Source organism: Gemmobacter lutimaris (genome assembly GCF_003570715.1).
Lineage (GTDB): Bacteria > Pseudomonadota > Alphaproteobacteria > Rhodobacterales > Rhodobacteraceae > Gemmobacter > Gemmobacter lutimaris.
Map to the genome: position 1 here is coordinate 1 of NZ_QXXQ01000010.1, position 18,136 is coordinate 18,136.

Below are 18,136 nucleotides of genomic sequence, written 5' to 3' on the forward strand. Positions count from 1 at the left end.
TCGGCAGATTGAAGGACTGGCGCCGCATCGCAACCCGCTACGACAGATGTGCCAAGACCTTCCTCTCTGCTGTCGCCCTCGCAGCAACCGTCATGTTCTGGCTTTGACGATCAATGAGTCTGGAGCCGAGGCAAATACAACCGAAGCCAGATCGCTTTGCAGCCATGCTGGCGATCGGCTTTCGGAACCCGGCAATCTGAAGGCAACATCCACCTTTTCAGCCGGTAAAATTGTTCAGTATTCTGGACAGAGTGGGACGCCCCCCCTGCATGATATCGCAGACCGGGGGAATTGATTGGCTGATCCACCAGCTGACGACGTTACGACCGCATCAGTTGCAAGGCAGTGTTCAGCCCCAGAAGCCCGGGATTCATGCCCGGCCGGATCTGAGTGCGCACCAGATAAAGCCGGGTCAGCTTTTCCTGCGCGGTTATCGAGAAAAATTGCGCGACACTATCCTCCCCGAATGCGGTCTTTGCCTTGGATTTCAAGGTTTCAAGTTGCTGGTCGATATCAAGCGCGCCGAAACTTGAGGACAGGCCAAATGCCGTTTCAAACAGGCTACGCAAGGGGGCTGACCCCATGATACTGAACCATTTTCCATCTTCGCTGATTGTGCCTGCGGCAATATCCGGCAAAGCATGCTGCGCATAAAGCGCGACGCGCATATCGGCATCACTCTCCCCCACCGCAACCTCGAAACGATTCTCGCGGAAACTCGCAAGGATTTCATCGGGGAAATCCGAAAGCCTGGTTCTTGGGGTGTTGAAGTCGCCAAACCCGAAAGCCTTTGCCATTGCCTTGTATTGCTTGTTGGACAACTTGTTGGACAACGCACCGGCATCAAGCGTTCCGTCGCTCAATACCTTCTGAATGAAGAACTTGTTGCCAATATCCGCCTCCAGACCAAAGGCACCGAGCGCCACTTTCAGCAGGCGGTGATCAGCAACAAGCTGCTCCGCTGATTGGATATTCCCGATATGACCCCGAAAATAAGCCTCCTCGCGTTGCATCCCGGCATCAGCGTTGAAGGCTGCCTTCTGGACATCCAGCGTCCTCTGGAGGAAGCTCCAGCCTGCATAGCCAGAAAATGGGATGACCGGCGTAAAGGTCATGTCGGGCGCGCGGCAAACAGCCGCTCCTCCCTCGGCAGAAGACTACGCAGCGCCCGCAACGCTTGATAATGCTGATCCTCCAGCACTGCATCGGTTGCCGCGGCGAGTTGCTGCCTGCTGTCGGCATCGGTCAGAACCTGGCTCAATTGCTCGATCCCGCGCAACAGTTGCAACCGTGCCTCTGACGGATCGGCATCGCCAGACAGCACGAGCTGCGCGATATAGCAGACCCGCCGCACCGGAGTCGTAACTTCCGCCGGGTGAATGGCGTCGCGCAGGCGCAGAATGTTGGCATTTGGTGTCATGATGGAAAGCCGCGAGCGGCGGTCGCCATTCTCGACCACGGCACCGTTGATCAGAACCCGCTCATGTGGTCCGAGTTTCAGCACAAGACCGGTCATGTCGGCGCCCTTTCGCCGCGCAGGCCCCGCATGACAGAGGTATTGATCTCGACCAAAATCTCCGTCCCGGCCTGCCCAGCCAACACCTTTCGGCTATGCGCAGCAGTGAATTCATAAAGATAGAACAGTCGCGCCCGCAGCGGAGGTGGCAAAGCATTTCCATCGTCGGAAACATCGGCGGCCAGAGTGCGCCACAGTATCAAATTGTCATTCAGGGCTGCCGCAAAGCCCGGAAAGTCGGTCTGACGATGTTGCGCCGCATCCGAAAGCACGCGCGTCACACGCGCGAAGAGATCATATTCGTTCTGGCGATCCGAACGAACGGGGGCATGGGGGCTGCCATAGGCAGACCGCGCAAACTGGCTGGCAAGCACGGGAGATCCTTCCTGCTGTGCGGGATGAAATCAGGGGGTGGCGGCGCGGATTACCGCGCCGCCCTTGTCATCAGCGGAACAGAGACAGGATGCTTTGCGGCGACTGATTGGCAATCGACAGCGACTGAACACTCAGTTGCTGCTGGACCTGCAACGCCTGAAGCCGCGCCGACGCCTCTTCCATATCGGCATCAACCATGCTGCCGATCCCGGTTTTCAGGGAATCGGTCAGGCTGCTGACGAAACCGGCCTGGGTGTCAATCCGCTTCTGGGTGGAACCGAAATCGGCCGCCGCATTGATCGACGTCTGGATCATCGATTCGATATTGCCAAGTGCTGCAGCCGCCCCGCCAGAAGTGGAGACATCCACCGACGAAAGCGCCGACAGCCCGCCCGAACCCGCATTCTTGAACTGCGCGCTGACCGTCAGATCGTTAGTTCCGCCGTTGGTGAAGGCAAGCTGGCCGGGCGAGCCACTGTCGTAATCCACCGTCAGGCCGCTGACCCCGAGGCTGTCGATGGCGTTCTTCAGCCCGACGGCCACCATATCCGAGGGCGTTGTTGCGCCCACGTCGTCAGCCGTCACCGTATAAGTGGCGGTCTTTCCGCCGATCGTGACCGAAACGCTGTCTCCCGCAGCAAAGGCCGCGCCGGAATCATCAATCTCGATCATTCCGGTGCCCGTGGCATTGTCGAGCTGGAAACCTGCGGTATCGCCATTGGCGGAAACGCCGTCCGAGGTGCCAAAGACATTCTTGGCCGCATAATTCCCCGCCGACAGGTTCTGCGCATTGACCGTGATGCTGGAGGCGCTGACCCCACTGCCGGAACGATCAAGCGAGGCCAGAACATCCACCGTCGATTGCGAACCATCGACGAGGTTCAGCCCATTGAACTGCGCCGCGCCGACGACCGAAGCGATCTGGTCGCGCAAAGCGACAATATCGGTCTGGATCTTGGTGCGGTCAACGTTGTCTTCCTGCGCCGCAACGATCTTGCCCTTCATCTGCGTCAGCAGGTCGGTCACGGTTTCGGCGGCTTCGCGCGCCACGGCCACGGTGGACGAACCCAGCGCAAGGCTGTCGCTGATCCCCTTGAAGCCTTCGACATCGGATTCCATCACCTTCGAGATCGCCCAGACGGCAGCATTGTCGCGCGCCGTGGCGACCGATTTCCCGGTCGAGATTTCCGATTGCACCTGATTGAGATTGCTGTTGATCCCCTTGAGCGTCTGAAGGGCGACCATCGCGCTGGTATTGGTAAGAATGGACGACATGTCATTTCCTTTCCTGGGCCGACGCTTTGCGCCGGGCATGTTGCCGCATCGCGGCTGGATCGGCCTTCTGCGCTATACGGCGGCTTCCACCTTGCCGTGCCACCCTGTCAGGATGCCCCTCGATTGATGGGTGGGAATCTCTAACACTTCCCTAAATCCGCCCCGCCATACCCGACGCAATATCCGGTATTTGATGCAGTTCAGAACAGCCGGTTCACGCCAGATGCCCGATGTGGCAGATCCTGCCGCTTTCCGGCATCGTCATAGGTGCCAAAAGCGGTCGCGGCGGCACGAATCTCTGCCATACGGCGCAGGGCACTGCGGATACCGCACCGCGTCGCGTTGAGCAGGGTTTCGTTTTCCCGCGCCTGCCCCTGCAAGCGCGCGCGCTCCTTCGGAGTCAATGCGCCAACCGCACCCTGCAATTCCTGCCGCAACAAATTCTCCTGCTCCGCCAAGGCCAGAAGATCACCCGACAGCAGTATCTGACGAATCATCGCCAGCCGGTTCAGCACCCGCAATGCCGCTTCAGTTGCCATGGGTCTGCCCCCGCCACATCGCATCGACAAAGGCCCGGCCAAGGCCAAGGCCACCGGAGCCCACGATCCCGCGCGCATATTCATCTCGCAGAAAAGAGGCGAATTGCGCCGCCCCCGGACCGCCAGAAAACTCCGTTTCCGCTGCAAAAAGCCCGGAGTAGCCGAGAATTTCCGACAGGAATGCGGTTTCGAGCTCCGCAGCACGGGCTTGTATGCGGGACTCGGGTGCACGAACCGGCAAGCTTGGTTCTTTGAAGGATATGGAAACAACCATCCGTATCTCCTTGAAACAGGTTTCCTGCAAATTGCGCTCAGGCGGTAAACATCCGGTAACCCGTTGCCGCGATAACCGAAGCTGGATCGAAAATGAGAGGCATCGGTGATTCCGCCCCTTCTGCTCCTTGCCACACCACAAACGGCGACTTCCCTTCACCAGACGGTCGCCGGGGCGGAACTGGCGTTTCTGGCTGTTCTGGGATCGCTGGAGCAGGACAGCCTCATATCCTGTCAGGCCCCCTTGAGATCACACGGGAATCGCCGCCCTGATCCCGAATCCGGCGATGGTGTCAAAGCCGAGACAGTGCCTGTAACACCGCTTGCCCGAATGCCGCTTGGCACAAATGCACAAAGCAAAGCGCCAGAGAGAGCTTGCCATGAACTACCGGGAGACGAAGCCGCAGAAACGCCAGAACCTCTTGTTCTGGAAGCTTGCGCAGCAGCAGACAATGATGCGGCCATCACGCTGACAGACCCTGAAATCCCGCATGGCACAGGATATGCAGTCTACCAGACCGAACCTGCCGCGCCGGACCATACATCACCGGATGTCATGGCCGCGCCGCATCTGGCTCTTCCGACGGGCAATGCTCCGCTCGATGTTCAGCCGGCGATGTCGGCGTTTGTCACAGATGATCTGCCCACTCCCGCTTTCTGGTCACATTTCGACGCGACCCTGTCGGAGCGAGCAGAGCAATATCCCGCACATCACTCTCCCGCCCCCGAGCATGCCGCTTCTGGCGCCACTGCAACGCTCGCTGATCCGCTGGATACCGGGCTTGTAACAGCGAAACGATCCGGCAAACCTGTGGGCAGCGAACCGGCGCCAGTTCAACACCCGAAGGGCACCGTCCCGCATCTGCTCATGGAACATCCATCCACAGAACCGTCCGTCACCCTACTGACGGGCGCACGACCACATTCCGCAAACGGGCTGGATACTCTCGCTGGCGAGCTTCCTGCCAGGACACGTTTGACGGCCCCTGCGCCTGCAACAGTATCGGGTGCCGAAGCTGCCCGCCTACGCATCAGCACAGTGCCGGCGGAACAACTGCCTGCCCCGGAACCTGCGCCGCCTTTCAAGCCATACTTCTTGACCAAACCTGATTCACCAGCAGTCGTCCTGCCCACGGGTCAGGCCCCACGCACCGCTGAAACCTTGGCCGAGGGCGGGGCAATGACAGCACCCTCGCCCGGTCACCGGGATGTTGAAGCAGGGCACACGCCTGCCCGGATGCACGCGAAGCTGCCTATCCGCCCTGCAGACGTGCAACATCCAGCCACGCCCGAGACAGCCTTCCCCCTGCCTTCGGACGACAACATGACCATAGCACACGATAGCGACGCGACAGAACTGCCCCCTGCCAGCGCCGGTCTGGGCACAGAGCGCCCGCCCCCAAAACCCCCTATTGTCCTGCAACACGCACAGATGTCGGCAGCCCCTTCAACACAGGCCAATGCCGACGCGGCCAGTACAGCGGCCAAACAGGGGATCGAGCTTTCGCTGGCCCCACAGGAACTGGGCCGTGTGAGGCTGACCCTGCACAGCGACGGGGATCGCGTGCATGCGCATATCCGCGCCGAACAACCTGAAACGCTGGATCTTCTGCGCCGCAACGGCGAGCAGTTGCTGGCCGAATTCAAGGCCGCCGGGTTCCGTCAGGCTGACATGCACTTTGGACAATGGGCGCAGGGCGGGGAGCGCCATGCGCATACCCCTGCCGCACTGGCGCCATCAGACCCGCCAGACCCGGCAGTCGCCACCACCTCTGCCGATCTTTCCGCCTCGAAACCCCGGATCAGCGACGGCCTTGATCTCAGATTGTGAAAGGATGACACATGGAAATCGCTCAGACCGGGACGACAGCCCCGACGACGCCGGGCTATACGGCAAGCAGCCTCAGTTCGGATTTTGACACCTTTCTCAAGATGCTGACCACGCAGATGAAGAATCAGGATCCGCTCAACCCAATCGACAGCGCGGATTATGCCGTGCAACTTGCAACTTTCTCGGGCGTCGAACAGCAGACCAAGACCAATCAACTGCTGGCGGCGATGCAGACGCAGTTCGGTCTTCTGGGCATGGCGCAAATGTCGGGTTGGGTCGGCAACGAGGCGCGCGCCGAAATGCCGCTATATGTCAGGGACGGAGCCCCGGTAACTTTGGCGACAACCCCGGCTTCGGGCGCGAATCGCGTGGTCCTTGTCGTGACAGATGCCGACGGCAGCGTCGTGAACCGGCTGGATCTGCCGCCCGAGGCCACCGAACTGGACTGGGCGCCAGTGGACATGACAGGAGAGCCTTTGCCGAATGGCCAGTATCACCTCTCTCTGGAAAACTATCAGGGGGAAACTCAACTCGATCCCTCGCCGGTGGAGGTCTATGGCCGCATTCTCGAGGTGCGCGGCGGTACTGACGGCATGCGGCTGAAGATGGCTGGTGGTGCCGAGATTGCAGTTGGTGCTGTCACGGCGCTGCGCGAATAGCTCTGCCTTGCCTGCGCGCTGAATGCAGCCTAGCTTCGCCCCCCGACATGACAGCCCTGACGCCGCCCAGCCTTCATATGTCTCCCCGCGAAGCGGCACATGTCTGTGCGGCGTTGCCGGACCTGAGGGCGCAGGTTTGGCAGCCGCTGGCAGGTGGGCGCGTGAACCGGGTCTGGCGTGTCGGGGCACTGGTCATCAAGCTTCATCACCCGGCGGCCGCGTCCCCGTTGTTCCCAAACGACGCTGGAGCAGAATACACCGCCCTGCGGCTGCTGGAGGGCACGGGCCTGGCCCCGTCGCCAGTCGCGGGAGGCGACAACTGGCTGGCCTACCGCTTTGTCGAGGGACAGCCTTGGCGACAGGGCGCCGCAAGTATCGGTCGCCTGCTGGCACAGTTGCATGGCCAACCCACGACGGCCCTGCCATTCCGCCGCCCCCCAACCGGCAACACAGCCATTCTGGCCGACGCCATGACCTGGGCGGTGCGGCAAACCTTGCCGCCGCTCCCGCAGGTTCCGGCGTCCGCACCTGTCCGCCTGTCGTTTCTGCATGGCGACCCCGTTGCCGGCAACATCATCGGCAATGACGACAAGGCTCTGCTGATCGACTGGCAGTGCCCGGCTCTGGGCGACCCGGTCGATGATATCGCGCTTTTTCTTTCGCCCGGCATGCAGCTTCTTTACCGCGGCAGCCGCCTTTCTGCGGATGAAATTGCCGCATTCCGCGCGACCTATGGCATGGCCGACGTCCTGGCCCGGTATGATCTTCTGGCGCCGCTGCTGCACTGGCGCATCGCGGCCCACTGTGCGTTGCGGGCGTCGCAAGGGCATGACGGATATGCAGAGGCTCTTGACCATGAATGCCGCGCGGTCCACGCGGCGCAGACATGACCGTCATTGCCACTTCCGCCTTCGACCAACCGGCACCGGAGATCGCCCGAAGCCTGATCGGCTGTCATCTGTCCATCCACGGATGCGGCGGCATCATCTGCGAAACCGAAGCCTATACACGCGACGATCCCGCCTCGCACAGCTTCAGGGGCAGAACAGCGCGCAATGCGGCCATGTTCGGGCCAGCCGGTCACGCCTATGTCTATCGCAGCTATGGCATCCACTGGTGCCTGAACGTGGTCTGCGCCAAAGGCTCCGCCGTGCTGCTGCGCGGGATGGAACCGACCTTGGGTCTTACACAGATGCGGGCACGACGCGGCGAGATGCCCGACAAGATGCTGGCAGCGGGGCCGGGTCGGCTGGGTCAGGCACTGGCCGTCGGGCCGGACATGGATGGCCGGAGCTTTGACCAGCCGGAATTCTGCATTCATACCGCATCGAGTTCTGTCATCGTGCTGACGGGGCCTCGCATCGGCATCAGCCGGGCATGCGAAATGCCGTGGCGTTTCGGGTTGGCGGGGTCAGCATCACTCAGTCGTCCATTCCCGAAGCGAAACGAGCCCTGAAATAAAATGGGGCCGCAGGAATGCCCGCGGTCCCATTCGGAATTTCATCCCTGAACGGCTCAGACCGGCGGGCGCCCCCGCAGCGCGCGCGCGATCATCGCAACGACGAAAAGGATGATGAATACAATGAAAAGGATCTTGGCGATCCCGGCGGACGCACCCGCAATCCCGCCAAAGCCAAGCGCCGCTGCGATCAGCGCGACAATCAGAAAGGTAAGTGCCCAACCAAGCATGATCTTCTCCTGTTGTGTGCGGTTTTCGCCTTTCGGCGCTTCCACCCTGACAACGACAGAGGCACGATATGGTTCCGTTCAGAGCCAGTTTTCCCGGTGAGTGGCGTTTTCATGACTGCGGCTGACGACTTTTCTTGACAGTTTCGTCACAACCCTGTGCGCTGGGTGGAACCGATTGCCAGACATCGGGTTTCCCATCTGTCCTTCAATCCCTGACGACTGGCCCTGACGACTGGCCTGAAAGACCAGAACGAGTTTGCCTATGCCATTGAGACGTGCCCTTGTTGCCCTGCTGATCGAATTCGAGACAAGCCTCGAAGAGATGGAGAATATGCAGGCCAGGTCACCGACACCGCTGCTATACAGTGTTCTGGTGCGCCGTCGCCGTGCTGCCATGACGCTGCGAAGTCGGCTGAGCCGAAAGGACCGCCCGCGCCGACGCAGCCAGTTTTCCGGCCCGTCCGGTGTTCAGCACCTTCTGGCCCGCGAGGCCGAGCTGCTGCGGCTTTTTGATGTCGCCCTTGCGGAATCGCGGGTCGAGCCGGAGCTCGCCCCGCTGCTGCGCAGCCTGCGGGCAGAGGTGGAACAGGCCCGCATCACGCTGCGCCAAATCAGCGCCTGAGGCGTCGGCATCCTGCCATCCACAGGGCGGCCATGCCTCAGGTGACCGCGCGTTCCTCGGCATCGGCAAGTGCGTTCGGCATGAAGGCAAAGCGCAGCGCGAATTCCTGGCCGGTGTTTTCCACCTCGACCCGTGTGCCAAGCTGGCCGGCAAAGGCCGACAGCAAGGCTTCGCCCAACCCGGTGCTTTCCGCTGCGCTGTCTGGCGACGGTGACGCGCGCTGATCCTCGGGCGCAATGCTGTTCACGATCTCGACCTCGGCCTGCGACTCTGCGTCGCGCCGCAGCGAAACCCGCAATTCCGGTCGTTCGCCCGGCGCGGCAGAGGCATATTTCAACGCATTGGTCAGCGCCTCTGTAACCAGAAGCGACAGTGGCACGGCCTGATCCGGGGTCAGCCTTATATCCGCGAAGCTGGTCGTCAGCTTCAACGGATCACCGGGACGGCCAGCCATCTTCATGATCTGAGTCACGATGCTTTGCAGCAATTCGTCGGCACGAATATCGGTCAGGCCGCTGGTCTGGTAAAGTTCGCGGTGGATCGTCGCAAGGCTCATCACCCGGTCCTGCAAGCCACGCAAGAGGCCCTTGCTTTCGGGGCTGCGCGCCTTGCGGATCTGCATGTTGATGATCGAGGCGATCAGTTGCAGGTTGTTCTTCACCCGGTGATGCACCTCGCGCAGCAGCACCTCTTTCTGGTGAACCATGTCTTCCAGTTCGGCCTCATCATGCAGAACGCTTTCCATCATCCGCTCGACCGCGATGCCGACCCGGCGCAATTCGCTGGGGGCGCTCTCCAGATCCAGATCGGGCAGGCGGCGGTCGCCATCGGCAAAAGCCACGATGGAATCGCGCAGGGTGCGGATATGGCGCAGCACCTGATGTTCTGCAGCTAGCTGCGCCACAAGAAGACTCGCCAGCCACATCAGCGCCGGAAACACCACAATGGGGATCGAAGTTTCGACGATCGTTGCATCCGTCACCGTGACTGGCCAGTTGCCCAGCAGGAACAGGCTGCCCTCGGCGATCGGCACCACCGCAAACACGCTTTGACGCCCCGACATCGCGCTGCCGGAAAAGCTGTGGGGCTGGCCATCCGCAAGATCGGACAGCGGCACAGACACCGGCAGCATGCTGCGCGTGTCCTCCAGCGGCAGGCTTGAGGTCAGGATCTCGCCCTCGGCGTCAAAGGTCATCAGCGCATTGGGTTCCGCCCCGCCGCTGAAGGCGCGCTCGCCAAGCATGTCATATTGCACGGCCTGATGTGGCAGGGACAGCGCCGCAAGACCAAGCACTGTCCCTGCGGCGTCATGCACGGGATGCAGGAAAACCAGAACGCTGGTGCCGCTGATCGCGCCGCGTGTGCGAAGCCGCATGGTCGGCTTGTCCAGTTCCATGGCTTCCTTCAGATCCTGACGAAAGCTCATGTCACGGTCGCCCTGCGGCGAACAACGCACTTGCAGGTCGCGGTCGATGAAGCCAGCGAAAGAATAGACGCGATTTTCCTCCTGCGCCAGAAAACCCTCCATCACCGACCGGCAGTTCGCCGGGTCCGTCATCATGCCCGGCAGTGCAACGGCCAACCCGGCAACCGCCCCCTGCCCGCGCATGATGCGTTCCACCGTCGGGGTGGCGGCCTGCATGGTCTGGCCCAGAACCGCAACTTCGGTGCGGGCCGTCGCTTCGCGCTGGTATTGCCGGATCTGCACATAGCTCAGCACGGCCAGCGGCATCAGGACGATGCCGAACATGACCATCAGCCGAAAACCAAGCCGTGAAAGGATGGAAAGACGCCGCCGCACCGGCCCCCCTGTCGGCATCATGCGGCCTGTGTTCCCGACCGGCTGAGCACGGCCAGCGTTGCGCCGCTGTCGCCGCCCAGAACATCCTCGCCCGGCTCCATCCCCAGCAATTGCGCCAGGCGATTACGGGCGCGGCTGGTGCGGCTTTTCACCGTCCCGACAGCAACCCCCATCATTTCGGCCGCTTCCTCGCAGGAATAACCATTGGCACCGACAAGGATCAGCACCTCGCGATGCTCGTCCGACAGTTCATAGAACGCTCGGGTGAAATCGGCGAAGGCCAGCCGCCCGTCGTGATGCGGCTTGTCAAACATGGACTGCGCATGCAGCCCGTCCGGGTCCGCGACCTCGCGCTTTTTCTTGCGGCGGTCGGAAAAGAACGTGTTGCGCAGGATGGTGAACAACCAAGCTCGCAGATCGGTGCCCACAGTGAACTTGTCGATATTGGACCAAGCCTTGACGATGGTGTCCTGTACCAGATCATCGGCCTGCGAGGGGTTGCGGGTCAGCGAGATTGCAAAAGCCCGCAGCGCGGGAAGATGCGTCAAGATCTCTTCCCGCGGATCGGCCGCACCGGGAGCATCATTCATTTTTCGCGCTCCTTGGCCTTGAGCTGCTCCAGCAACTGCACGAACCGATCGGGAACTTCCTCTTTCAACGTCTCTTCGTAGACACGCTTCAGGTTCTCATCGATCTGCTGTTGCAGGCTTGATTTGCGGGATGCGTTTGTCATTGGATTCATCATGCCTTCAGGGGGGGCCTCATGTCATTTTGACATTCATGCGGATTCTCTGGAACCAAACGCCGTCCGAAGCGTTTGGTTCCCGAAAAAAGCAACTGCTTGTCACATCGGGGAGCATTGAATGACTGACCTGGCAAAAACCGATCTCGCCGCAGCGGTAGGGGGCAGCCTGCCCTATCTGCGCCGCTACGCGCGCGCCCTGACCGGAAGCCAGACCAGCGGCGACCGTTTTGCCGCCGCAACACTGGAAACCCTGCTCGAAGACCTGTCACCGCTGGAAGAGGCCGCCAGCGTGAAGGTCGCCCTGTTTCACGTCTTCCATCTGGTCTGGGCCAGCGCCGGCGCCCCAGTGGGCGAGGCCGACAGCCCGCTGGCCGAACGTGCCCAGCGCCATATGCGCGACCTGACACCCAACTCGCGCGAGGCGCTGCTCTTGTCGGTGATCGAAGGTTTCACCCCCGACGAAATCGGTGCCATCCTGCGGGTTTCCGCGAAAGAGGCGGCCGAGCTGGTGGCCATCGCCCTGCGCGAGATGGAAAACTCGATCTCGGGCCGCGTGATGATCATCGAGGACGAGGCGATCATTGCCATGGACATCAAGGATATCGTCACCGATTGCGGGCACGAGGTTACCGGCATCGCCCGCACCCGCGCCGAAGCCGTGGCCCTTGCAGCCCGCATACAGCCCGACCTGATCCTCGCCGACATTCAGCTTGCTGACAATTCGTCGGGGATCGACGCCGTGAATGAAATCCTCGCCTCGGGGGAACAGATGCCGGTCATTTTCATCACAGCTTTCCCCGAACGGCTGCTGACCGGCGAACGCCCGGAACCCGCCTTCCTGATCACCAAGCCGTTCTCCGAAACGCAGGTGCGCTCGGCTGTCAGTCAGGCGATGTTCTTTTCCTCGACCGAGACCCTGCGCGCCTGAACGATCTGGCCGCGCGGCAAGGGGGGCTTCGCCCCCCCTTTCTTGTTGTCCGAAAGACAGCCAGCACCGGGAGGGGCGCGCCGGAATTTCAAACATTTTCGGGAACCACCCGGCAAGACCCCGCGTTGTCACCCCAGAAGGCAGAGATAAAATTTCTGCTCTGTATCAAGAGGTTGACCATGAAAGTTCTGCATATTCTTGCCCTGTCCACCGCACTTGCGCTGCCGGTTTCCGGCATGGCTCTGGCGGATGCGAAACCGATCAAGGCAGTCGAAGTGGAAACCGATGTCGCCGCAATCGCCAATCCGAAAGCGGCCGAATATTACGGTAACCTGGCCGCTGACCTGCAATCGGCAATTCTTGCCCGCATTCAGGACCGCGTGGCCGATGAGGGCCTGACTGTGGGCGTTGACATCGACGAGGTGTCGCTGGCCAACAGCTTCCAGACCGCCATCGGGGCGCAGGATTCCGTGCTGAAAGGCATGGTGCGCCTGCATGATGCCGACGGCACCAACATGGATACCTACGAAATCATGGTGACCATGGAGATGATGAACAGCTTCCTGCCCGAAGGCGCTGTTGCGATCACCAGCATGACCGACGCGCCGGAACACTACAAGGCGTTGGTCGATACCTTTGCCGATACGGTGGCCAAGCGCCTGCCGTAACCGAAAGCTTTTCGTAACCAGTATGCCCCCGCCCACGGCGGGGGTTTTTCTTTGCTAGATCCAGCGCTGTTCCGGGTCGGGCAGCGGAATTGCCTCCAACAGTTCGCGGGTATAGGCGGCCTGCGGATCGGCAAACAGTTCTGCGGTCTGCCGCAGTTCCACGATCTCGCCGCGATACAGCACCATGATGCGATGACAGAGCCGGCGGATCACGCTCAGGTCATGGCTGATGAAGGCCAGTGTCAGCCCCAACTCGCGCACCAGATCCTCCAGCAGCCGCAAGACCTGCGCCTGGCTGGAAACATCGAGGCCCGAGACGATCTCGTCCGCCAGAATAAACTCCGGCTCCAGCGCGATGGCGCGGGCGATCCCGACGCGCTGCCGCTGCCCGCCTGATAGCTCGTGCGGATAGCGCTGCGCGAAGCCGCGCGGCAGGCCGACGTGATCCAGCGCCTGCATCACACGCGCCTCTACCCGGTCGAACCCGTGCAGACGCAGGGGGCCCGCGATGATCTGGCCCACCCGGTGCCGGGGGTTGAGGCTCGACATCGGGTCCTGAAAAATCATCTGGAACCGCCGCCGATGCGGGCGCAGCGCCTCCTCTCCCAGATGGGTAATGTCCTGCCCGTCGAAGCGGATGCTGCCGCCCGAGGGTTCCAGAAGCCGGATCAGCGCCCGCCCCAGCGTCGATTTGCCGGAACCGGAGCCACCGACAATACCAATGATCTCGCCCTTGGCGATTGAAAAGCTCAGCCCCCGAAGCACCTCGATCCGCGGCGCAGCACCCAGAAGCGGCTTGCGCGTCATGTCGGCCAGCGACAGGCGCAGGTTTTCCACCGTGTAAAGCTCAGCCATGATGCGCCTCGTCATAAGCGGCGATCTCGGCCCGCAGGCGGGCAATGATGGCCTCGGGCACCGGGGTCAGCGACCCTTCGGGATCGGTGTATTTCGGCGTCGCCCCCAGCAGCGCGGCCGAATAGGGATGCGTCGGCGCGGCAAAGAAATCGCGCACCGTGCTCTGTTCCAGAATCCGGCCAGCATAAAGCACCGACAGGCTCTGGCAGACCTTCGACACCACGCCAAGATCATGCGTCACGAACAAGAGCGCTGTGCCGTGCCGGGCCTGCATCCCCGCGATCAGCCGCAGGATCTGCTTTTGGACCGTCACATCCAGCGCGGTAGTCGGCTCGTCCGCCACGATCAGCTTCGGCTCGGCCGCGAAGGCGCTGGCGATCAGGATACGCTGCCGCATCCCGCCTGAAAGCTCGTGCGGATATTGCCGCATCACGCGTGCCGGATCATTGATCTGCACCTCGCCCAGCAGATCCAGCGCGCGCGCCTCCGCCTCGGTTCGTTTCCAGCCCAGAATATCCACAAGCCGGTCAGTGATCTGCGGCCCGATCCGCCGCGAGGGGTTCAGCGCGGTCAGCGGGTCTTGCGGGATCAGCGCGGCCAACCCGCCCACCCGCTTGCGCCGCGCGGCTGGCGGCAGCGTCAGCAGGTCCACCCCGTCCAGCCAGATCTCGCCGCCCGCGATCTCCACCGCACGCGGCAGGATGCCCAGAACGGCCTTGCCGATCATGCTTTTGCCCGCGCCGCTTTCGCCCACCAGCCCGTGCACCTCGCCCGCGCTGACCTCCAGCGACACATCGCGCAGCAAGGGCGCGCGATTGTCGCGCAGGCGCAGCGTCAGGTTCTTCACAGACAGAAAGCTCATCGCAGCACCGGGTCAAAGCGGTCCTTCAGCCCCTCGCCCAGTTGCGAAAAGGCCAGAACGGTCAGGAACAGCGTGATCAGCGGGAAAACCAGCACCCACCACGCCTGATAGACGCTGGCGCGCCCTTCGGCGATCATGCCGCCCCAAGTGGGATCGTCGGTGGAAATCGACAGGTTCACAAAGCTCAGGATCGCTTCGACGATCACTGCGATGCCCATTTCCAGCGTCAGAAGCACCACGATGGTAGGCAGCACATTGGGCAGGATTTCCCGCAGCATGGTGCCGATGCGCCCGCGCCCGGCCACCTGCGCAGAGGCGACGTAATCCATCGCGCCCTGCGCCATCGCCTCGGCCCGCACCACGCGCGCGAAGCGCGTCCAATCGATGATGACAATGGCAAGGATGATCGAATGCAGCCCCGGCCCGATCACCGCGATCAGCAGGATCGAGAACAACACCGGCGGAAAGGCCATCCAGATGTCAATGAGGCGCGAAATCACCAGATCGACCCAGCCGCGCAGGAACCCGGCCATCAGCCCCAGCGCCGAGCCAATCAGGCAGGTGATGCTGCCCGCAACCAGCGCCACCACCAGCGCCAGACGCGCGCCGTAAATGATGCGGCTCAGCACATCGCGTCCAAGGCTGTCGGTGCCCAGCCAGTAACCAGCCTCCGCGCCCTCTTCCCAGAACGGCGGCAGACGGGTCAGGAACAGATCCTGCGCCAACGGGTCTTGCGGCGCCACCAGCGGCGCGAACACCGCCGCGAGCAGCAGAAGCGTCAGCCAGCCCCCCGCCAGCCAGAGCCGCGTTCCGATCCGGCGCTTCACCGCGCCGCGGCCATCGGTCAGATCAGCCATGACGCAGCCTCGGATTCAGAACCGTATACAGCAGGTCCACCACCAGATTGACGGCAGTGAAGATGACCGCGAACAGGATCACGATACCCTGGATCAGCGGCAGGTCGCGGTTGATCACCGCATCAATCGCCATGTTGCCCAAGCCCTCATAGGAAAACAGCCGCTCCACGATCACCGTGCCGCCGATCAGGAAGGTGAACTGCACGCCGACCAGCGTCAGCGTCGGCAGGATCGCATTGGGCAGCGCCTCGCGGGTGATGACGTGGTTTTCACCATAGCCCTTGGTCCGGCTCAGCGTGACGTAATCCAGATGCATGGTTTCCTTCAGGCTCTGCTTCAGCAACTGCCCGATGATCGCCGCCAGCGGAATGGCCAGCGCCAGCGCAGGCATCAGCATATGGCTCACGATGTCGGCCCAAAGATCGAAGCGCAGCCGGAACAGGCTTTCGAACAGGTAGAACCCGGTGGTGAACGGCAGGTCCAGCGACGGCGTGACGCGCCCCGAGATATGGAAGACCGGCACCAACACCCCGAACAGCAGGATCAAGGCCAGCCCCCACAGGAAATCCGGCACCGAAAGCGCCATGCCATTCGCCACGTCGATGGCGCCCTCGGCCTTGGTGCCACGCAGCCGCGTGCCGGTCAGCGCCGCGATGCCGCCGATGATGACCGCCATCACCAGCGCCATGATCGAAAGCTCCAGCGTCGCGGGCAAACGGCCCAGCACCAGATCCAGCACCGGCTGGCGCGTGGTGATCGAAGTGCCGAAATCGCCCTGCAACACACCCTGAACCCAGATCAGGAATTGCGCCGGGATGGATTTGTCCAACCCGTAAAGCGCGGTCAGCCGCGCCACATCCGCCTCGGTCGCACCCGGCGGCAGCATCATCGCCACCGGATTGCCGGGCACCACGCGGATGACGACGAAAACGATCACGGCCACCCCGATCAGGGTCACCGCCGTCGTGCCGATCCGCGCGATCAGTTTCTGCCAGAACACATGCCTCTCCTGCCCACGCCCGAACGCGGCCTGCTTTCATCTTGGTTCAAATATCCCACAGGGGGTGTGGGGGACGTGAAGTCCCCCACGGCCGACGGATCAGCCCCGCGTCATCAGATGCGGCAAGAGCGCGCCCGAGGCATGCGGCACCACCTTCACGCCCGGCGCATGCAGGATCGGTTGCACATATTGCAGCAGCGGAATGACCAGCGCGTTCTCGGCGATGTAGCGATCCACCTCTTTCCAGCCCGCGATGCGTTTGGCTTCGTCCGCCTCGCCCCAAAGCGGCGCGATCTTCTCGATCAGATCGGCGCCATCCCAGACGGAATGCGGCGAGGGGCCGAACATCGCAAAGCCGGTCGAGGTGGTCGGATCGCCCACCGAATTGCCCCAGTTGTAGAAGGCGGCGGGGGCAAGCTGGTCGGCGGCGCGCAGTTCATAATGCTTGGCGATCTCGTAAACCTCGATCTCCGCCTCGATCCCCACCTTGCGCCACAGGCCGACAATGGCCTGCACCATCTCGTAATCCTTCGGCTTGAAACCCTTGGTGGTCTGGATCTTGAACTTCACCGGATTTTCCGGGCTGTAGCCCGAGGCCGCCAGCAGCTCCTTCGCCTTCTCCGGGTCGTAGCCGACCTTGATCGAGGCGTCATAGGCCTCGTATTCCGGGGTTTGCAGCGTGTCGATGGCAACGCCATAGCCCGAAAGCAGCCGGTCGATGATGGTTTGCTTGTCGATGGCCAGTGCGGCGGCCTTGCGCACATTCGGGTCCAGCATGACGTCGATATCGTTGAGGAAGATCATTCCGATATCGGAAACCGGCGTCGCCACCCCGGCCAGCGGGCCGTTCTTCAGCCGGTCATATTCCTCATAGGGCATTTCCAGCGTGACGTGGGCATTCCCCGATTCCACCTCGGCCACGCGGGCGGCGGAATCGGTCACGAACTTGATGGTCACCGTCTTGAACTCGGGCGCGCCGCCCCAATAGGCCTCGTTCGCTTTCAGGCGGACATAGGCGTTGCGCTCGAATTTCTCGACCATATAGGGGCCGGTCCCGACCGGCGCGGCTTCGAAGCCCTCGGCGCCGACCTTTTCATAATAGGCTTTCGGCAGCACATAGCCGGTCAGGAAATACATCCACTTGAAGATCGTCGGGTCGAATTGCGCCACATCGGCGATGACCTTGTTGCCCTCGACCCGGTGGTTCTTCAGCGTGCCCCAGACGAACTGGATGGGCGAGCCGGTGTCGGGGTTGGCGACGCGGGCGAGGCTCCATGCCACATCCTCGGCGGTGAAATCCGATCCGTCATGCCACTTCACGCCCTCGCGCACGGTCATCCAGACCTGCGTGCGGTCGTCGTTCCAGCCCCATTCCGTCAGCAGGCCGGGGGCGGGGCTGAGGTCGGGCTGTTGCAGGATGTATTGGTCGAACACCGACTGGTAGATGCCCTGGATCGTCGGGTTCACCGCCGAGGGGCCGACCGTCGGGTCCCAGCTCGGCAGGTTGACGTTATAGGCAATGACCAGTTCGTCAATGGCGGCGAAGGCCGGAAGGCCGGTCAGCGAAAGCGCTGCCCCGGCTGCGGAAAGCTTCAAAAGGCTGCGACGGTTGAGCTTCATGGGTTTTCCCTGTTGGTTGAT

22 protein-coding genes and 1 pseudogene are annotated in these 18,136 nt (G+C 62.2%); 8 read left to right on the forward strand and 15 right to left on the reverse strand.

What is annotated here, in order from left to right:
• Nucleotides 1–107, forward strand: a pseudogene (locus D2N39_RS15660) (IS5/IS1182 family transposase); the annotation flags it as partial.
• A gap of 213 nt (nucleotides 108–320) precedes the next feature.
• On the opposite strand, the gene D2N39_RS15665 reads toward D2N39_RS15660, so the two are convergent.
• From D2N39_RS15665 to D2N39_RS15690, 6 genes are all read right to left on the reverse strand, one after another.
• Nucleotides 321–1,115 (reverse strand): DUF1217 domain-containing protein, encoded by a 795-nt coding sequence (locus D2N39_RS15665; protein ID WP_119135728.1) that lies wholly within the window; start codon nucleotides 1,113–1,115, stop codon nucleotides 321–323.
• Entirely contained in the window at nucleotides 1,112–1,516 is a 405-nt protein-coding gene (gene flbT, locus D2N39_RS15670) for a flagellar biosynthesis repressor FlbT (RefSeq protein WP_119135729.1), read from the reverse strand. The genes D2N39_RS15665 and flbT overlap by 4 nt, the downstream gene beginning before the upstream one ends.
• Nucleotides 1,513–1,890: a flagellar biosynthesis regulator FlaF gene (gene flaF / locus D2N39_RS15675; RefSeq protein WP_119135730.1), complete on the reverse strand. Its 378-nt coding sequence runs from the start codon at nucleotides 1,888–1,890 to the stop codon at nucleotides 1,513–1,515. The genes flbT and flaF overlap by 4 nt, the downstream gene beginning before the upstream one ends.
• Before the next feature lie 70 nt (nucleotides 1,891–1,960).
• Nucleotides 1,961–3,166 carry a flagellin N-terminal helical domain-containing protein gene (locus D2N39_RS15680; RefSeq protein WP_119135731.1) on the reverse strand — a complete coding sequence of 402 codons (1,206 nt, stop codon included), beginning with the start codon at nucleotides 3,164–3,166 and terminating at the stop codon, nucleotides 1,961–1,963.
• Between the two features lie 200 nt (nucleotides 3,167–3,366).
• A complete protein-coding gene (locus tag D2N39_RS15685) occupies nucleotides 3,367–3,705 on the reverse strand; it encodes a hypothetical protein (RefSeq protein ID WP_119135732.1) in 339 nt (112 codons plus the stop codon).
• Nucleotides 3,695–3,979: a chemotaxis protein chel gene (locus D2N39_RS15690; RefSeq protein WP_119135733.1), complete on the reverse strand. Its 285-nt coding sequence runs from the start codon at nucleotides 3,977–3,979 to the stop codon at nucleotides 3,695–3,697. Before D2N39_RS15690 ends, D2N39_RS15685 begins: the two co-directional genes overlap by 11 nt.
• A 1,323-nt stretch (nucleotides 3,980–5,302) precedes the next feature.
• Between D2N39_RS15690 and fliK the strand changes: the two genes are divergently transcribed.
• The 4 genes from fliK to D2N39_RS15710 all read left to right on the forward strand — a co-directional run bounded on the left by fliK (nucleotide 5,303) and on the right by D2N39_RS15710 (nucleotide 7,924).
• Nucleotides 5,303–5,809, forward strand: a complete 507-nt coding sequence (gene fliK, locus D2N39_RS22945; RefSeq protein WP_158589851.1) for a flagellar hook-length control protein FliK — start codon at nucleotides 5,303–5,305, stop codon at nucleotides 5,807–5,809.
• Between the two features lie 11 nt (nucleotides 5,810–5,820).
• Nucleotides 5,821–6,468 (forward strand): flagellar hook capping FlgD N-terminal domain-containing protein, encoded by a 648-nt coding sequence (locus D2N39_RS15700; RefSeq protein WP_119135735.1) that lies wholly within the window; start codon nucleotides 5,821–5,823, stop codon nucleotides 6,466–6,468.
• A gap of 77 nt (nucleotides 6,469–6,545) precedes the next feature.
• Nucleotides 6,546–7,358 carry a phosphotransferase family protein gene (locus D2N39_RS15705; protein ID WP_267899583.1) on the forward strand — a complete coding sequence of 271 codons (813 nt, stop codon included), beginning with the start codon at nucleotides 6,546–6,548 and terminating at the stop codon, nucleotides 7,356–7,358.
• Nucleotides 7,355–7,924 carry a DNA-3-methyladenine glycosylase gene (locus D2N39_RS15710; RefSeq protein ID WP_119135867.1) on the forward strand — a complete coding sequence of 190 codons (570 nt, stop codon included), beginning with the start codon at nucleotides 7,355–7,357 and terminating at the stop codon, nucleotides 7,922–7,924. Before D2N39_RS15705 ends, D2N39_RS15710 begins: the two co-directional genes overlap by 4 nt.
• 59 nt (nucleotides 7,925–7,983) lie before the next feature.
• On the opposite strand, the gene D2N39_RS15715 is transcribed toward D2N39_RS15710, so the two are convergent.
• Nucleotides 7,984–8,157, reverse strand: a complete 174-nt coding sequence (locus D2N39_RS15715; RefSeq protein WP_082400959.1) for a DUF1328 domain-containing protein — start codon at nucleotides 8,155–8,157, stop codon at nucleotides 7,984–7,986.
• 262 nt (nucleotides 8,158–8,419) lie between these two features.
• Between D2N39_RS15715 and D2N39_RS15720 the strand changes: the two genes are divergently transcribed.
• Nucleotides 8,420–8,779, forward strand: a complete 360-nt coding sequence (locus tag D2N39_RS15720; RefSeq protein ID WP_119135737.1) for a hypothetical protein — start codon at nucleotides 8,420–8,422, stop codon at nucleotides 8,777–8,779.
• 37 nt (nucleotides 8,780–8,816) lie between these two features.
• Here the strand turns inward: D2N39_RS15720 and D2N39_RS15725 are convergent, their stop codons facing one another.
• The 3 genes from D2N39_RS15725 to D2N39_RS22950 are packed head-to-tail and all read right to left on the reverse strand — an operon-like array spanning nucleotide 8,817 to nucleotide 11,313.
• Nucleotides 8,817–10,601, reverse strand: coding sequence for a sensor histidine kinase (locus D2N39_RS15725; protein WP_119135738.1), 1,785 nt, complete (start codon nucleotides 10,599–10,601; stop codon nucleotides 8,817–8,819).
• Nucleotides 10,598–11,170, reverse strand: a complete 573-nt coding sequence (locus tag D2N39_RS15730; RefSeq protein ID WP_119135739.1) for an RNA polymerase sigma factor — start codon at nucleotides 11,168–11,170, stop codon at nucleotides 10,598–10,600. Before D2N39_RS15730 ends, D2N39_RS15725 begins: the two co-directional genes overlap by 4 nt.
• Nucleotides 11,167–11,313 (reverse strand): NepR family anti-sigma factor, encoded by a 147-nt coding sequence (locus D2N39_RS22950; protein WP_233557214.1) that lies wholly within the window; start codon nucleotides 11,311–11,313, stop codon nucleotides 11,167–11,169. The genes D2N39_RS15730 and D2N39_RS22950 overlap by 4 nt, the downstream gene beginning before the upstream one ends.
• Nucleotides 11,314–11,443: 130 nt before the next feature.
• Between D2N39_RS22950 and D2N39_RS15735 the strand changes: the two genes are divergently transcribed.
• Nucleotides 11,444–12,253 (forward strand): response regulator, encoded by an 810-nt coding sequence (locus tag D2N39_RS15735; protein ID WP_119135740.1) that lies wholly within the window; start codon nucleotides 11,444–11,446, stop codon nucleotides 12,251–12,253.
• A 179-nt stretch (nucleotides 12,254–12,432) separates the two neighbouring features.
• Nucleotides 12,433–12,921 carry a hypothetical protein gene (locus D2N39_RS15740; RefSeq protein ID WP_119135741.1) on the forward strand — a complete coding sequence of 163 codons (489 nt, stop codon included), beginning with the start codon at nucleotides 12,433–12,435 and terminating at the stop codon, nucleotides 12,919–12,921.
• 54 nt (nucleotides 12,922–12,975) lie between these two features.
• Here the strand turns inward: D2N39_RS15740 and D2N39_RS15745 are convergent, their stop codons facing one another.
• The 5 genes from D2N39_RS15745 to D2N39_RS15765 form a co-directional block, all read right to left on the reverse strand.
• Entirely contained in the window at nucleotides 12,976–13,776 is an 801-nt protein-coding gene (locus tag D2N39_RS15745) for an ATP-binding cassette domain-containing protein (protein ID WP_119135742.1), read from the reverse strand.
• Nucleotides 13,769–14,638, reverse strand: coding sequence for an ABC transporter ATP-binding protein (locus D2N39_RS15750; protein ID WP_119135743.1), 870 nt, complete (start codon nucleotides 14,636–14,638; stop codon nucleotides 13,769–13,771). Before D2N39_RS15750 ends, D2N39_RS15745 begins: the two co-directional genes overlap by 8 nt.
• Nucleotides 14,635–15,495: an ABC transporter permease gene (locus D2N39_RS15755; protein WP_119135744.1), complete on the reverse strand. Its 861-nt coding sequence runs from the start codon at nucleotides 15,493–15,495 to the stop codon at nucleotides 14,635–14,637. The genes D2N39_RS15750 and D2N39_RS15755 overlap by 4 nt, the downstream gene beginning before the upstream one ends.
• A complete protein-coding gene (locus D2N39_RS15760; RefSeq protein WP_119135745.1) occupies nucleotides 15,488–16,495 on the reverse strand; it encodes an ABC transporter permease in 1,008 nt (335 codons plus the stop codon). Before D2N39_RS15760 ends, D2N39_RS15755 begins: the two co-directional genes overlap by 8 nt.
• 99 nt (nucleotides 16,496–16,594) lie before the next feature.
• Complete coding sequence (locus tag D2N39_RS15765) at nucleotides 16,595–18,115, reverse strand: ABC transporter substrate-binding protein (RefSeq protein ID WP_119135746.1); 1,521 nt, start codon at nucleotides 18,113–18,115, stop codon at nucleotides 16,595–16,597.
• Nucleotides 18,116–18,136 lie beyond the last annotated feature (21 nt).

Bases quoted from the DNA above. Each gene is read 5' to 3' on its own strand.
- D2N39_RS15740 (WP_119135741.1), top strand. From the start codon at position 12,433: ATGAAAGTTCTGCATATTCTTGCCCTGTCCACCGCACTTGCGCTGCCG.
- D2N39_RS15755 (WP_119135744.1), bottom strand. From the start codon at position 15,495: ATGGCTGATCTGACCGATGGCCGCGGCGCGGTGAAGCGCCGGATCGGA.
- D2N39_RS15700 (WP_119135735.1), top strand. From the start codon at position 5,821: ATGGAAATCGCTCAGACCGGGACGACAGCCCCGACGACGCCGGGCTAT.
- fliK (WP_158589851.1), top strand. From the start codon at position 5,303: ATGACCATAGCACACGATAGCGACGCGACAGAACTGCCCCCTGCCAGC.
- D2N39_RS15735 (WP_119135740.1), top strand. From the start codon at position 11,444: ATGACTGACCTGGCAAAAACCGATCTCGCCGCAGCGGTAGGGGGCAGC.
- D2N39_RS15665 (WP_119135728.1), bottom strand. From the start codon at position 1,115: ATGACCTTTACGCCGGTCATCCCATTTTCTGGCTATGCAGGCTGGAGC.
- flbT (WP_119135729.1), bottom strand. From the start codon at position 1,516: ATGACCGGTCTTGTGCTGAAACTCGGACCACATGAGCGGGTTCTGATC.
- D2N39_RS15715 (WP_082400959.1), bottom strand. From the start codon at position 8,157: ATGCTTGGTTGGGCACTTACCTTTCTGATTGTCGCGCTGATCGCAGCG.
- D2N39_RS15680 (WP_119135731.1), bottom strand. From the start codon at position 3,166: ATGTCGTCCATTCTTACCAATACCAGCGCGATGGTCGCCCTTCAGACG.
- D2N39_RS22950 (WP_233557214.1), bottom strand. From the start codon at position 11,313: ATGACAAACGCATCCCGCAAATCAAGCCTGCAACAGCAGATCGATGAG.
- D2N39_RS15705 (WP_267899583.1), top strand. From the start codon at position 6,546: ATGTCTCCCCGCGAAGCGGCACATGTCTGTGCGGCGTTGCCGGACCTG.
- D2N39_RS15745 (WP_119135742.1), bottom strand. From the start codon at position 13,776: ATGGCTGAGCTTTACACGGTGGAAAACCTGCGCCTGTCGCTGGCCGAC.
- D2N39_RS15685 (WP_119135732.1), bottom strand. From the start codon at position 3,705: ATGGCAACTGAAGCGGCATTGCGGGTGCTGAACCGGCTGGCGATGATT.
- D2N39_RS15710 (WP_119135867.1), top strand. From the start codon at position 7,355: ATGACCGTCATTGCCACTTCCGCCTTCGACCAACCGGCACCGGAGATC.
- D2N39_RS15725 (WP_119135738.1), bottom strand. From the start codon at position 10,601: ATGATGCCGACAGGGGGGCCGGTGCGGCGGCGTCTTTCCATCCTTTCA.
- D2N39_RS15765 (WP_119135746.1), bottom strand. From the start codon at position 18,115: ATGAAGCTCAACCGTCGCAGCCTTTTGAAGCTTTCCGCAGCCGGGGCA.
- D2N39_RS15720 (WP_119135737.1), top strand. From the start codon at position 8,420: ATGCCATTGAGACGTGCCCTTGTTGCCCTGCTGATCGAATTCGAGACA.
- D2N39_RS15750 (WP_119135743.1), bottom strand. From the start codon at position 14,638: ATGAGCTTTCTGTCTGTGAAGAACCTGACGCTGCGCCTGCGCGACAAT.
- D2N39_RS15730 (WP_119135739.1), bottom strand. From the start codon at position 11,170: ATGAATGATGCTCCCGGTGCGGCCGATCCGCGGGAAGAGATCTTGACG.
- D2N39_RS15690 (WP_119135733.1), bottom strand. From the start codon at position 3,979: ATGGTTGTTTCCATATCCTTCAAAGAACCAAGCTTGCCGGTTCGTGCA.